Source organism: Candidatus Stoquefichus massiliensis AP9 (assembly GCF_000455285.1).
In the GTDB taxonomy this organism is placed as follows: Bacteria; Bacillota_I; Bacilli_A; order Erysipelotrichales; family Coprobacillaceae; genus Stoquefichus; species Stoquefichus massiliensis.
On sequence record NZ_HG005286.1, the window covers coordinates 260,495 to 275,462 of the forward strand.

The following is a 14,968-nucleotide window of genomic DNA, read 5'->3' on the forward strand; positions in this document are numbered from 1 at the left end:
TGCATATATTTCTAGATTTGGTGGAGATGAGTTTTCTTTATTATTAATGGATATTGATTATGATGTATTAGAAGAGAAAATTAAACAATTTGTTGACGAGATGTCTCAGGATAAGAATGATGAAAATGCTCATGTTTCTGCGAGTGTAGGAGCACTTTATTTTAAGGGATGTGATTATTCTTTTGAAGAAGCAATGAAATTGGCTGATGAAGCTTTATATGCTATTAAGCATATGAATAAGAATGGTTATCATATAATACGAAAAGACATGGAATAATCCATGTTTTTTTAAAAGTATTGTTTATTTTTGGAATTGTGTGTTATACTAGGTCAGATATGAAGAAAAGAGGAAGTCAATGAAATTTAGTGAATTAAAATTAATAGAACCATTAATTGAAGCAGTCAATCAATTCAATTATAAAGAAGCATCTCCAATTCAGGAAAAAGCAATTCCTGTTTTATTAGATGGTAAAGATTTATTTGGATGTGCAAAAACAGGAACAGGTAAGACTGCTGCATTTGCATTACCTATATTACAGATGTTATATTTACGTGATGAAACAGATAAATATCCAAGAACAATTAAAGCATTAATTCTTGCTCCAACAAGAGAATTAGCTATTCAAATTAATGAAACATTTGAAATGATGAGACCATTTGTTAATTTAAAATCAGCAGTTGTATTTGGTGGTGTAGGACAATCAAGTCAAGTGAATAAGATTAATAGAGGTATTGATGTTTTAATAGCAACACCAGGTAGATTTAATGATTTATATCAACAAGGTCTTTTAGATTTAAAACATGTAGAATATCTTGTTTTAGATGAAGCTGATCGTATGTTAGATATGGGGTTTATCAAAGATGTTCGTAAGATTATTAAGTATTTACCTAAGAAACGTCAGACTATGATGTTTTCTGCTACATTACCAAAAGAAATAGAACATCTTGTTGATGAAATATTAAATAATCCAGTAAGAGTTATGGTAAGTTCTGGAAATATGACAGTAGATAAAATCCATCAGTCTTTATATTTTGTAGATAAAGCAAATAAAGCAAAATTATTAATGAAATTATTAGAGAATCCACAGATATATAATGCAATAGTATTTGTGAGAACAAAACGTAATGCTGATACATTAAGTAAGAAATTAAATAAACATGGAATACCAACAGTTGCTATTCATGGGGATAAATCACAAAATGCTAGAGTTAGAGCATTAAATGATTTTAAAGAAGATAAAGCTAGAATATTAGTTGCAACTGATATTGCAGCAAGAGGAATAGATATTGAAAACTTAACACATGTTGTAAATTTTGATTTACCAGATCAACCAGAGAATTATGTTCATCGTATTGGTAGAACAGCAAGAGCTGGAGCAAATGGTGATGCTATTACATTATGTTGTTATCAGGAAATGTCTGAACTAAAAGATGTTCAGAAGTTTATTAAACAAGAAATCGATGTTTGCGATAATCCTTACTATCCAATGGAAGATTTAAGTCAACCTGTAAAAAAAGGATCAAAACCAAATCAAAATAAACCAAAAAAACGTCCACAACGACGTTATACAAAAAGAAAATAAATATAAAGCATCCATATATAATAGGTATATGGATGCTTTATATTTCTATAACACATTAATTCGTTGTGATTTTTGTAATATAATGTTATGCATTGGATAATAGTATTAAGAACTATGTCAGTTTTTTTTCTACTTGCATTTATAATCGAATTCGTTTTTAATTATTCATGATGTTGAATTCAAATATCATCTTTTGTGATTCGATTTCAGCTCTTAATTCTTCTTCGCTAGGTAAATACAGTTTATATTTACTTGCAAATAACTGTTCATTCCCTTTTAATATAGAATAATGAGCAATGTCTTCATTTGTATCAGAACATAAAATAATACCAATCGTAGGATTATCTCCTTCTGTACGCTTGAGTTCATCATACATTCTTACATACATATCCATTTGTCTTACATCTTGATGTGATATTTTCTCTGTTTTCAAATCAACAAGCACAAAACATTTTAAATAATAGTTAACCAAATCAATAATATATTCAACATTCCTGTCTTGTGTTATGTGTGTGAACATATGAATACTATAAAAGCAGTTAGTATAATAGCTACATAAATACAGAAGGATGTCTAAGATATCCTTGTTCAATCAAAAAAGAATGTTATTGTAACGCATAAACAATACTTGCAAATATCCTTGGTCCTTTTTCTAGGACTTTTTCATTAAAATCGAATGAGTCATTATGCGGTGAAGAGACGATAGGTGTTAATAATTTCATGTAAGTTGCTTGTCCACCATGAGCTTGAACACGTTCCATCATATAAGAAAAATCATCACTACCACCTAATGGACTCAAATTTTTCTTTGGTAATTTTAAATCAGGCATATATTCTTCACAGATTTTGCGAATTTGATTCATGAAATCTTCACTACAGTTAAGGGCATATGCTTTCCCCATTTCCTCTATTTCAACAACAGTATCATGCATCAATGCTGATGCATTAATAATATCTCTTGCATAGATTTCCATATATCGATTGACTTCCGTAGATGTTCCACGAACTTCTATTTCTAACTTGGCTGTTTCAGGCACAACATTTCGGCCAGTTCCGGCATGAACAGTTCCAACATTAACACGTGTTTCACCACTACTATTACGTGGAATAGAATGTAAGTTCATAATACAAGTTGCTGCCGATAATAAAGCATTTTTACCAAACTGTGGCGATTCAGCAGCATGAGTCGATACACCATGATAAACAACATCTAATTTCGTAGTTGCAAATGATTCATTCATACCAAAATACAAATCATATTTATTTGAACTAGATGGCATAATATGAGCAGCTAAGAGGTAATCAACATCATCAAGAAAACCACTTTCTGCAATACATTTTGCACCTCTTACACCTTCTTCAGCAGGCTGAAAGATAAGTTTTATAGTTCCGTGGATATGCTCCTTCATATCCATTAATATACGTGCAGTTGTTAACCCAATCGCAGTATGTCCATCATGCCCACAGGCATGCATGGCACCAATATGCACAGATGAGAACTGATTAGCAAAAGGATAATGATTTTTAGAAGACTCTTCAATTAAACCTAAAGCATCAATATCAAATCTTAAAGCAACTGTTGGTCCTTCACCATTCTTTAATATACCAGCGACTGCAGTCATTCCCATTTTGACTTTTTCTAGATATTTTGGATTCGCATCTTCACGTTGAGCACGACGATAATTAAGGTGTAAGACAGTATCAGGCGGTAAGCCCATACGAGCTTCTTTTATCATGATGTCTTCTCCAGCAAGCACTTGATATCCTAATTCTTCTAAAGTTGTCGCAATAAGACAAGCTGTTCTTGTTTCTAGCCATCCTCTTTCAGCATATTTATGAAGATCTCTCCTGATATGAATAGTATCTTGATAATATTGTGTAGATAGTTCTTTTATTTTTTGATACATATGATTTCACTCCTTATATCTATTGTATCAAGTAAAAAATCTAACATCAATTCTAATCGTTGCTTTTTCTATAATTCGACAAAATCACAATTTGATTGACAAAATTGAATAAGTTGTATAAAATGCTCATAGTGTGAGGTAATAAAAATGGATTATCAAGAATGTGCAAAGAAAGTTATTGAATGTGTATTACTTAATCAGCGAACAGGAAATATTGTTTATCGTCATGTTTCTGATATAGCAAAGGGTGAAATTGGTGTATTGCTTTATTTGAATGATGAGAATAATGGTGCCAATGCGTATGAAATTAGTCAGAAGTTTGATGTGAATACTTCGAGAGTTGCAGCTGTATTAAATAGTTTATCTAAAAAAGGATTTATTCAAAGAGTTGCTGATCCATTAGATAAGCGGAAGATACAAGTTTATATTACTGATAAGGGTAGAAGATATGGTGAAGAACATCGTCAAGAAATTATTTTAAAGATGAGTAAAGTGTTATCTCAGTTAGGAGAGTATGATGCAAAGGAATATGTAAGGATTTTACAGAAGATATCTAATATTGTAGAGAATTGTGATGAAGAAGTTTTTAATCACAATGATTGAAATTATTGTCATATTTCGTTAATATTTGTAAAGTCATTTATAATAAAACGGTGGTATTTATTGAAGGAGAGATATTATGAGTCAATATTATTTAGGTATAGATGTCGGTTCTACGACAGTAAAAGCATATTTAACAGATGAAGATGATATTTGTTTATATTCTCGTTATGTCAGACATAATTCAGATGTGAGAAATACAATTTTAACTCTATTAAATGAAATAGAAAAACAGTATCCAGATATGAAAGTCCATCCAGTTATTACTGGATCAGGTGGTCTATCCATATCTGAATCATTAAATATAAAGTTTGTTCAAGAGGTTATTGCTTGTACAAAAACAATAGAAACATATATCCCTCAAACTGATGTTGCCATTGAATTAGGTGGAGAAGATGCTAAAATTACTTATTTTGAAGGTTCTTTAGAACAACGTATGAATGGAACTTGTGCAGGTGGTACAGGAGCATTTATTGATCAGATGGCAACTCTTCTTCAAACAGATGCATCAGGTTTAAATGATCTTGCGAAAAACTATCAACGTATTTATCCAATTGCATCACGATGTGGTGTATTTGCAAAAACAGATATTCAGCCACTCATCAATGAAGGAGCCAAAAAAGAAGATATTGCAGTTTCTATTTTTCAAGCGGTTGTTAATCAAACAATTAGTGGATTAGCTTGTGGAAAACCTATTAAGGGTAAGGTTGCTTTTCTTGGTGGACCATTATATTTCTTGGATCAATTGCGTCAGCGATTTATTGAAACATTAAATTTAAGTAATGATGAAATTATCTTTCCAGATAATTCTCAATTGTTTGTTGCTATGGGGGCATGTTTAAATGCGAAAGAGGTTAAAGAAGATATTTTATTATCTGAATTAATTGCTCATTTAAAAGCATTAAAGAATCAAGGAAATGAAGCAACACATACATTAGAACCATTATTTCATAACAATGATGAATTAAGAGGATTTAGAGAACGTCATATGCAAGCTATGACAAAGAAAAGAAATATAAATAAATATCAGGGAGATATTTATTTAGGTATTGATGTTGGTTCAACAACATCAAAGGTGATACTCATAGATAACGAAGGATCAATTTTATATTCTTTCTATAATTCTAATGAAGGAAATCCATTAGATTTGATTATAAGAATTATGAAAGAAGTTTATGCTTTAATACCTGATGGCTGTGAAATCAAAAAAGCAGGTGTTACAGGTTATGGTGAAGCATTAATCAAAGCAGCTTTAAAAGTGGATATCGGTGAAGTAGAAACAATTGCACATTATACTGCTGCTAAATATTTTCAACCTGATGTTGATTTTATATTAGATATTGGTGGTCAGGATATGAAAGCTATCACGATTAGAGATAATGTTATTCAGGATATTACTTTAAATGAAGCCTGTTCATCAGGTTGTGGGTCTTTCTTAGAGACATTTGCTCATTCTTTAGGTTATCAGATTGATGAGTTTGCTGAATTAGCCTTAACATCTCAGCATCCGTTAGATTTAGGAAGTCGTTGTACTGTCTTTATGAATTCTAAAGTCAAACAAGCGCAAAAAGAAGGTGCCTCTTTAGCTGATATATCAGCTGGGTTGTCTTATTCGGTTATTAAGAATGCTTTATATAAAGTCATTAAATTACGTAGTAAAGATCAAATTGGTAAGAATGTTGTTGTACAAGGCGGAACTTTCTATAATGAAGCTGTTTTAAGGGCTTTTGAAAAAGAGGCTGATATGGAAGTCATTCGTCCTGATATTGCTGGTTTGATGGGGGCTTATGGGATGGCACGTTTAGCCATGGAAAAAGATGATGGAAGTGGTTCTACGCTTTTAACATTAGCTGAATTAGAAAATTTAACATATGAAAATACTATGAAGAATTGTGGGAAATGTACAAATAATTGTATGCTGACAGTGACTTCATTTAATGATGGCAGAGAGTTTATTAGTGGAAATAGGTGTGAACGTGGTGCTAATTTACCATTAAAGTCTAAGACATTACCTAACCTTTTTGATTATAAGTATCGTCGTGTATTCAATTATCGTTCTTTAGCTGAGCAAGATGCTTTAAGAGGGGTTGTAGGGATTCCTAGAGCATTAAATATGTATGAAAATTATCCATTTTGGCATACGTTCTTTACAGAACTAAAATTTAGAGTTGTTTTATCTGCGCGTTCTTCAAAGGTTATTTATGAAAAGGGTATAGAATCAATACCAAGTGAGAGTGCTTGTTATCCTGCAAAGATTACCCATGGACATATTGAGAATTTAATAGAAAAGGGCATTCAGTTTATTTTTTATCCTTCAGTTGCTTATGAGCGATTAGAAAATGAGGATGCAGGAAATCATTATAATTGTCCTGTTGTTGCATCTTATCCAGAAGTGATTAAGAATAACGTAGATAATATTGAACAAAGAGATATAAAATTTAAAAATCCATTTATTTCATTAAATAATCCTAAAACATTATTCAATGTTTTAAAAGAAGAACTCAAGGAATTTCACTTGTCTGATCAGGAATTGCATAATGCTATAGATAAAGCATATGCTGAATTACAGCATTGTCAACAAGATATACGTGAAGAAGGAAAACGTGCTATGCAATATATAGAGGATCATCATCTTAAAGGTATTGTATTAGCAGGGCGTCCCTATCATATTGATCCAGAAATTAATCATGGAATTCCGGATTTAATCACAAGCGAAGGTTTTGTTGTGTTGAGTGAAGATAGTGTTTGTTATTTGGATCAGGAACATTTAAAATTAAGAGTTGTTGATCAATGGACATATCATTCTCGTTTATATAAAGCAGCTTCTTTTGTTTCGTCTCAAAAGAATTTACAACTCATTCAGTTAACTTCATTTGGTTGTGGTTTAGATGCAGTCACTGCAGATCAGGTAGCAGAAATATTAAAAGCAAGAAATAAAATATATACACTAATTAAGATAGATGAAGGGAGTAATTTAGGAGCTATACGTATTCGTATCCGTTCTTTAAAAGCAACCTTAGAAAAGAAAGAGGATATTATTGATCTTTCACAAAAATATGAACAAATCAAAGTACCTTTCACTAAACAAATGAAAGAAGACCGCTATACTATCCTTTGTCCACAAATGTCTCCATTACATTTTCAATTTGTAGAAACAGCTATGAATTCAGAAGGATATAACTTTGTTGTCTTGCCTTCAGTAGATAAAGATGCGGTTGAACAAGGATTGAAATATGTGAATAATGATGCTTGTTATCCAAGTATCTTAGTGACTGGACAAATGATGAATGCATTAAATAGTGGGCAATATGATTTAAATAAAGTCGCTTTGATGATTTCGCAAACTGGTGGAGGATGTCGAGCAACCAATTACATAGCATTTATTAGAAAAGCATTAAAAGATGCTGGAATGGAACAGATTCCTGTTATATCAGCTAACTTATCTGGCTTAGAAAACAATCCAGGATTTAAAATTACATATCATTTAGCTAAAAAAGTTGTGATTGGTGCAATGTATGGAGATTTATTCATGCGTGTTCTCTATCGTGTTAGACCTTATGAACTTGTTCCTGGTTCAGCTAATAAGCTTTATCAATCATGGGTTAAAAAGTGTCAGGAAAATGTTAAAAATGGAAATATGAAAGAATTTAAAAAGAATGTATATCAGATTGTTAAAGATTTCGATGAATTACCATTATTAGATATTCAAAAACCAAGAGTTGGTCTTGTTGGTGAAATTCTTGTTAAGTTTCATCCAACTGCTAATAATCAGATTGTAGAGATTATTGAATCTGAGGGCGGTGAAGCAGTGATGCCAGATTTAATAGATTTCTTCCAGTATTGTTTCTACAATACATGGTATGAACATGAACATTTTGATGTTAAGAAATCATCTGTTATTTTATGTAATACTGCGATTAAGTTTGTAGATTATTTACGTAAAGATATGATTAAAGCATTAAAAGCATCAAAACGTTTTGATGCTCCTAAACCTATTGATCAAATTGCAAAGAAAGCAACAGAAATTGTTTCAATGGGTAATATGACAGGCGAAGGCTGGTTCTTAACTGGTGAAATGATTGAATTGATAGAGTCTGGAGCACCTAATATTGTTTGTATGCAACCTTTTGCATGCCTACCAAATCATGTAACAGGTAAAGGTGTGATTAAAGCATTACGTAAAAGATATCCTGAAAGTAATATTGTTGCTGTGGATTATGACCCTGGAGCAAGTGAAGTTAATCAGTTAAATAGAATTAAATTGATGCTCTCAACAGCATTTAAAAATATTAATCAATAAGTATAAAGAAGTTCTTTAGAGTCATATGATGATTTTAGAGGACTTTTTCATTTATGACAAAATGAAAAAAATGTGTTATACTGATAAAAGTAATTCACATTATGTTTAATAATTCACAAAAGAGTCACATTATAGGTGTACAATAAAAAAGGAAAGGATATGATAATATGATAGAATTTCAGCATGTATATAAATCATTCAAAGATAAACATGTTTTAGAAGATATCTCTTTAACCATCAATGATGGTGAATTTATATGTATCATTGGGCCTAGTGGTTGTGGTAAAACAACTGCTTTAAAAATGATTAATCGCTTAATTAAACCAACAAGTGGTAAAATCATTGTTAATGGTCAAGATATTAGTTTAGAAAATGAGATTGAACTTAGGAGGAATATTGGTTATGTTATTCAACAAACTGGTTTATTTCCTCATATGACAGTCAGAGAAAATATAGAACTTATTCCAAAATTAAAAAACAAGAAAGATAAACATCTTTTACAAAAAGTTAAAGATGTTATGAATATGGTTGGTTTAGATGTAGATGAGTTTTTAGATAAATATCCTATTCAAATGAGTGGTGGGCAACAACAAAGAGTAGGTGTTGCAAGAGCATTTGCAAGTGAACCAGATATTATTTTAATGGATGAACCATTTAGTGCTTTAGATCCTATTACAAGGAATCAATTACAGGATGAGTTATTAAGTTTACAAAATAATATTCAAAAGACGATTGTCTTTGTAACTCATGATATGGCAGAGGCGATTAAGTTATCTGATTGTATTTGTATTATGAATGATGGTAAAATTCAGCAGTTTGATACACCTGAACAGATTTTAAAGAATCCAGCAAATGATTTTGTTTTAAATTTTGTTGGGAAGAAACGAATTTGGGATTCTCCAGAATTGATTAAGGCTAAGGATATTATGATTGATGAACCAATAGTCTGTCCTTATTCATTAAAATGTATAAAAGCTTTAAACATTATGTTCAATTATCGTGTTGATAGCTTGATGGTTGTTGATAAAAAACATACATTTATGGGAATTATTGATGCTGCACAAGCAGCAAATGACGCTAATAAAGGTAAAAGAGTTGATGAGGTTATGAAGACGAACTGTATTACTGTTCAGCCAGATGATTCTATTGTTGATGTTTTGAATATTGCAAGAGAAAATGATAAGTATACAATTCCTGTTGTAGATGATCAAAAATTAGTTGGATTGATTACGAAGAGTACTTTGGTAACGACTTTATCTAAGAAATATGATGAAAGTGAGGGAGAATAATGAGTGAATTTATTGATTATTTTATCCAGAACTTTTCTATTATATTAGGCTTGTTTGTTGAACATGTACAGTTAACAATAATGGCTATATTGATATCTATAGTGATAGGAGTTCCTTTAGGTATTTTGATTACTTATTTTAAACCTTCTAAAAAACCAGTTATGGCTATCGCAAATTTAATACAAGCCATTCCTTCTATGGCATTATTAGGGTTTATGATTCCTTTGCTTGGAATTGGAACAAAACCAGCTATTGTCATGGTTATTTTATATTCACTATTACCCATTATTAAGAATACTGTTGCAGGGTTAGATAGTATTAATCAAGAGACATTAGAAGCTGCCAAAGGAATTGGTTTAACGAGATTACAGGTCTTATATAAAGTACAGATCCCATTAGCGGCTCCAGTCATTATGGCAGGGGTTAGAATTAGTGCGGTTAGTTCAGTTGGATTAATGACATTAGCAGCATTTATTGGAGCTGGAGGTTTGGGATATCTCGTTTATGCAGGAATTCGTACAACGAATACTGATCAGATTTTAGCAGGAGCTATTCCAGCTTGTATATTAGCTCTTCTTATTGATTATATCTTCTCTATATTAGAAAGACTTGTTACACCGAAGAGTTTCCAATTAACTAAGCCAAGATCACAATTTAAAAATATTATGGATAAAGTTATTATTATTTTAACTTGTGTCGGATTAGCTGGAAGTTTTGTGTATACGAATATGGGAAATAAAACAGGAACTAAAAAAATAAAAATAGGTAGCATGGATTTTTCTGAGCAGGAAACTTTGAATTACATGTTAAAGTATTTGATTGAAGGAAATAGTGATATTGAGGTTGAACAAGCACTATCATTAGGATCTAGTTCGATTGTATTGGATGCCATTAGAGGTGGAGATATTGATATGTATATTGATTATACAGGAACAATATATGGAAGTATTTTAGGACTTGAACCTAATAGTGATGTTGATGAAGTTTATCGTACTGTTAAAAAAGAATTTAAATCTCAATATCAGTTAACAGTATTAGATTCATTAGGTTTTAATAATACGTATACTCTAGCTATGGATAAAAATACTGCAAAGAAATATAACATTGAAACAATTAGTGACTTATGTAAAGTATCTCAGCAACTTAATTTCTCCCCAACTCTTACATTTATGGAAAGAAAAGATTGCTGGTTAGGACTTCAAAAGGCATATCCAATTCAATTTAATAAGATTGTACCTATTGATGGTTCACCAAGATATACAGCTTTAGATAGTCATGAATGTGATGTGATTGATGCTTATTCAACAGATGGTTTATTGAAGAAATTTGATTTAAAAGTCTTAAAAGATGATCAGTCATTCTTCTTGCCATATCATGCTATTCCAGTTACTAATGAAAGAATTCAGGATGAATATCCAGAGATTATTCCTATTATTAATCAATTGCAGAACTATTTAAATGAAGAAGTGATGGTAGAGTTGAATTATAAGGTTGATGAGTTAAAAATGAAATCAATGGATGTAGCAAAAGATTTCTTAATCGAAAATAACTTAATACAACAATAGCAGGAAATCCTGCTATTGTTATTTTTTTCTTGATTAATAGTTTGGTTTTATATAAAATGAGGGAAATAAAGGGGTTGCGAGTATGAAGAAAAAGGGGTTTATTATTGGATTTATTATATTCTCTTTAGTATTGAGTATTGGATATGGGATAGGAACATATTTTGTTGGTTATGCACTATCGCCAACAAGTCATTCTGATCAGAGGGAAGTGAATAATAAAATTGAAAGTACATCAGATGATCAGAAAATAATAAGTGATAATAGACAAAGAGAAGTCATTATTGGAAAAGATTTTATGAAGAAAACAAAATCAATGATTATCTCTTCTGTTGATGATATACGTTTAAATGGACAATATCTAATGCATGATGATAATCATCTATGGACTATTCTTATTCATGGATATAAATCTGATAATACAAATATGATGTCCTATGGGGCAAAGTATTACGAAGAGGGGTATAATGTATTGTTGCCAAATAATCGTGCACATGGGACAAGCGATGGAGATTATATAGGTATGGGTTGGCTCGATAAAGATGATATAGCCTGTTGGGTAGATTGGATAGTGAGTCGAGATTCACAAGCACAGATTATACTTCATGGTGTATCTATGGGTGGTGCAACTGTGATGATGACTGCTGGCGATAATCTTGACCATGTGATTGGATATGTAGAAGATTGCGGATATACAAGTGTATGGGATATCTTTGCCAGTGAACTTGATAAACGATTCTCATTACCGGCATTTCCAATTTTAGATATTTCTAATTTAGTTGGACAATTAAAAGCAGGATATAATTTTAAAAAGGCTTCAAGCATAGAGCAGTTAAAGAAATCTAAACAACCGATATTATTTATACATGGAGGTAAAGATGATTTTGTGCCCACTGATATGGTTTATCAAAATTATGATGCGACTGAAAGTGTTAAGGATATATATGTTGTAGAAAAAGCGGGACATGCAGAATCAAAAGATTATAATCCTGAAGAATATTGGAATAAAGTGTTTGAATTTATTAATACAAAAATAAGAAACTGATGATTACTCATCAGTTTCTTTTACAAATAATTTCTCAAATTCATTGATTGGCATTGGCTTATAGTAGTAGTAACCTTGAATATAATCACAATGATGTTTAATTAAGAAATCTTTTTGTTCAACATTTTCAACACCTTCAGCGACAACAATAATATTTAATTTATGACATAATTCAATGACTTCTTCAATAATGATATGACTACGATTATGAGTATATGCATTTGTTCTAAAGAACTCCTGATCAATTTTCACAACATCAATAGGAAAATCTTTTAACATATTTAATGAAGAATAACCACTGCCAAAATCATCTAATGAAATACGTAGATGATGTTTTTTTAATTTCTTTAAAATAATGATCAATTCCTCTTTATGATTTAATGCCGTTGTTTCTGTGATTTCAATTTCAATTTGTTCAGGATGGATAGAATAAGCTTCAATTAACTCAATAAATTGATCAAGATATCCTTCATTAAATAAATAAGTTCTTGATACATTAATAGAGATAGATATCTCTTGATGATAATGTTCTTTCCAATAAGCTAACTTTTGTAAAACTTTTTCAAAAACATAAGCATCTAGAATCTCTAACATACCATTCTTTTCATAAATAGGTATAAAAGAACCAGGTGAAATAATGCCATGTTCAGGATGAATCCATCTGACTAATGCTTCTCCACAATTAACTGTTCCAGTATCTAATTCAACTTTAGGTTGAATATAAACTTGAAAATGTTCATTGTACAAAGAATCTTGAAACTCTTTTTCTATTTGTTGAGCATATAAACCTTCTTGAAAGAAAGATTCCTGATAAAAGATAACATCATCTTTAGATAATTCTTTGAGTTCTTTTTTTACATACTGTGTCTTTTTAAATGCAACATGGATATCAATATCATCATTATCAATTTCAAATAAACTAAAATAAAAATAATATTGAGATGTTATTTGTTTATTTAAGAATTGACTTCTTATATAATGTGCTAAATTCAATAGACGTATTTTTAAATCTTCATGATTCTCTTCTCTTAATAATAAAATGAAATGATCAGCTTCTTGACGACAATATAGTTCATCAGATTGACACCGACTCTTCATACAATGAATAACTGTTTTTAATAACTTATTAGCAATTTCTTCACCATAAATTTCATTAAACCATTTAAATCCTTTAATATCACAATTAACAAGAACATATTGAGACAGATGATGATTTTTCTGACAGTCTTCAATAAACTTATTAAAATTATCATGTTCTGTAATAGGGTCTATATAGGCTAATTTTGTAATTTGCATTTTATTCTTACGCTGAATAAAATAAATATATGATATTAATAATGCACTGCCACAACCAATCATTAGCCAAGTTGTAAATGCTATTTTAATAAACTTTTGAACTTTACCAGTTGCCGCTTCTTGTGGGAAAACAGAAGCAACAAGCCAATCAGAATCCTCAACATTTGCATAAATTAAATAATTTTGTGTTTGATTTTCACCAGTAAACGTAAACAATCCGTTTCCATGAACATCAATATTCTGAAGGCTTCCTTGACTAATGTCATTAATATCCTGAAGTTCTGGATTTAATGTTGAAGAAAGAAGAATTTCTCCCTTCTCATTAAATATAAAAGAATAACCGACATCATTATATGTTGCAGAAGATAAAATGTAAGATAATTTATCAGTAGAGAAGGTAGCGAATAAAACAGCTGTCACTTGATTGTTTTGATCATAAACAGGGACAGAACAAACATTTATAGACTTTCCATCAACATAATCAGTCATAGGTTGAGAAATAACACTTTTTCCTTTTAGAGAATCCTGAAAATATTGACGATTTGATATATTAAAATCTTGTTGATCAGAAGTTATGACATCACCTTGAATATTAGCAATACCAAATCTCTTTTCTCCATTTTTAAGTGCTAACTGATTTAAATAATCTAATAAATCATTTTTACTAATTTCTGTTTCATGAACCATCAATGCTATTGTTTGTAATTGAGTGATATTTTCATTCATTTTATTTTTTACAGCAAGTGCTGTTTGAATTGTTGTATCTGTTAAGAATTGATTTGTTTCATCATATAAATTACGTGAAAGATAGTTTGTATACACTGTCGAAAAAAATCCAAAACATAACAATAAAATCATTGCAACAATGATTGATCTTCTCATTAAAGGATTTTTCATGTTATCACCACACTTTCTTCTATTATATAGAATTATTATAAGAAAAGCACGTAATAAAAACTCTTTCTTTCAAAAGAGTTAGTTAATATAGGCTAAGATAAGTTTTAATGTATTTTCAACTGCTTGAATGTGAGTTCTTTCCATGCCATGGGATGCTCCTACACCTGGTCCAATCAATGCTCCTTTAATATTCTGTCCACCTTTTAAAGCAGCAGAAACATCACTGCTATAGAATGGATATATATCAACTGCATACTGTAAATGATTATCTTTTGCTAATTGAATTAGGCAAGATGTCATTTCATAATCATAGGGACCACTTCCATCTTTTGCACAAATACTGACATCATATTCACTGCAAGAAAGATCCAAACCAATACATCCCATATCCACAGCAATCAATTCATCTATTTGTTCATTGACATAACTGCTGCCATGACCAACTTCTTCATAAGTAGAGATGACTAAGATAATGTTATGTTTTGGTTT

Annotated in this window: 11 protein-coding genes; 7 read left to right on the forward strand and 4 right to left on the reverse strand. The window is 30.6% G+C overall.

The features are described 5' to 3' along the window. Both BN350_RS05440 and BN350_RS18555 read left to right on the forward strand, forming a co-directional pair. On the forward strand, positions 1–277 hold a 277-nt coding region (locus BN350_RS05440), incomplete at its 5' end, for a diguanylate cyclase (RefSeq protein WP_147573533.1). 79 nt (positions 278–356) lie between these two features. Continuing rightward, the gene (locus BN350_RS18555) at positions 357–1,583 is read left to right on the forward strand and encodes a DEAD/DEAH box helicase (protein ID WP_044600136.1); all 1,227 of its coding nucleotides are present in this window, start codon (positions 357–359) and stop codon (positions 1,581–1,583) included. 157 nt (positions 1,584–1,740) lie between these two features. On the opposite strand, the gene BN350_RS05450 is transcribed toward BN350_RS18555, so the two are convergent. Both BN350_RS05450 and BN350_RS05455 read right to left on the reverse strand, forming a co-directional pair. Then, positions 1,741–2,103 (reverse strand): PDDEXK nuclease domain-containing protein, encoded by a 363-nt coding sequence (locus BN350_RS05450; protein WP_028042683.1) that lies wholly within the window; start codon positions 2,101–2,103, stop codon positions 1,741–1,743. 85 nt (positions 2,104–2,188) lie between these two features. Then, on the reverse strand, positions 2,189–3,490 hold the full coding sequence (locus BN350_RS05455) for an amidohydrolase (protein ID WP_028042684.1): 1,302 nt from the start codon (positions 3,488–3,490) through the stop codon (positions 2,189–2,191). 147 nt (positions 3,491–3,637) lie between these two features. Between BN350_RS05455 and BN350_RS18560 the strand changes: the two genes are divergently transcribed. The 5 genes from BN350_RS18560 (at position 3,638) to BN350_RS05480 (ending at position 12,286) form a co-directional block, all read left to right on the forward strand. Further along, entirely contained in the window at positions 3,638–4,093 is a 456-nt protein-coding gene (locus tag BN350_RS18560) for a MarR family winged helix-turn-helix transcriptional regulator (protein WP_044600137.1), read from the forward strand. A 76-nt stretch (positions 4,094–4,169) separates the two neighbouring features. Further along, the gene (locus BN350_RS05465; protein WP_028042685.1) at positions 4,170–8,390 is read left to right on the forward strand and encodes a 2-hydroxyacyl-CoA dehydratase; all 4,221 of its coding nucleotides are present in this window, start codon (positions 4,170–4,172) and stop codon (positions 8,388–8,390) included. A gap of 167 nt (positions 8,391–8,557) precedes the next feature. Beyond that, positions 8,558–9,679, forward strand: coding sequence for an ABC transporter ATP-binding protein (locus tag BN350_RS05470; protein ID WP_028042686.1), 1,122 nt, complete (start codon positions 8,558–8,560; stop codon positions 9,677–9,679). Continuing rightward, the gene (locus BN350_RS05475) at positions 9,679–11,244 is read left to right on the forward strand and encodes an ABC transporter permease/substrate-binding protein (RefSeq protein ID WP_028042687.1); all 1,566 of its coding nucleotides are present in this window, start codon (positions 9,679–9,681) and stop codon (positions 11,242–11,244) included. The genes BN350_RS05470 and BN350_RS05475 overlap by 1 nt, the downstream gene beginning before the upstream one ends. A gap of 82 nt (positions 11,245–11,326) precedes the next feature. After that, positions 11,327–12,286 carry an alpha/beta hydrolase gene (locus BN350_RS05480; RefSeq protein WP_028042688.1) on the forward strand — a complete coding sequence of 320 codons (960 nt, stop codon included), beginning with the start codon at positions 11,327–11,329 and terminating at the stop codon, positions 12,284–12,286. A gap of 3 nt (positions 12,287–12,289) precedes the next feature. Here BN350_RS05480 and BN350_RS05485 read toward each other — a convergent pair whose 3' ends face one another. Beyond that, entirely contained in the window at positions 12,290–14,479 is a 2,190-nt protein-coding gene (locus tag BN350_RS05485) for a GGDEF domain-containing protein (RefSeq protein WP_028042689.1), read from the reverse strand. A gap of 78 nt (positions 14,480–14,557) precedes the next feature. Then, positions 14,558–14,968 (reverse strand): aminopeptidase (locus BN350_RS18565; RefSeq protein ID WP_044600138.1); only part of this gene is annotated, 411 nt, incomplete at its 5' end.

Coding starts and splice junctions, on each gene's coding strand:
- BN350_RS18555 (WP_044600136.1), top strand. CDS start 357: ATGAAATTTAGTGAATTAAAATTAATAGAACCATTAATTGAAGCAGTC.
- BN350_RS05450 (WP_028042683.1), bottom strand. CDS start 2,103: ATGTTCACACACATAACACAAGACAGGAATGTTGAATATATTATTGAT.
- BN350_RS05455 (WP_028042684.1), bottom strand. CDS start 3,490: ATGTATCAAAAAATAAAAGAACTATCTACACAATATTATCAAGATACT.
- BN350_RS18560 (WP_044600137.1), top strand. CDS start 3,638: ATGGATTATCAAGAATGTGCAAAGAAAGTTATTGAATGTGTATTACTT.
- BN350_RS05465 (WP_028042685.1), top strand. CDS start 4,170: ATGAGTCAATATTATTTAGGTATAGATGTCGGTTCTACGACAGTAAAA.
- BN350_RS05470 (WP_028042686.1), top strand. CDS start 8,558: ATGATAGAATTTCAGCATGTATATAAATCATTCAAAGATAAACATGTT.
- BN350_RS05475 (WP_028042687.1), top strand. CDS start 9,679: ATGAGTGAATTTATTGATTATTTTATCCAGAACTTTTCTATTATATTA.
- BN350_RS05480 (WP_028042688.1), top strand. CDS start 11,327: ATGAAGAAAAAGGGGTTTATTATTGGATTTATTATATTCTCTTTAGTA.
- BN350_RS05485 (WP_028042689.1), bottom strand. CDS start 14,479: ATGAAAAATCCTTTAATGAGAAGATCAATCATTGTTGCAATGATTTTA.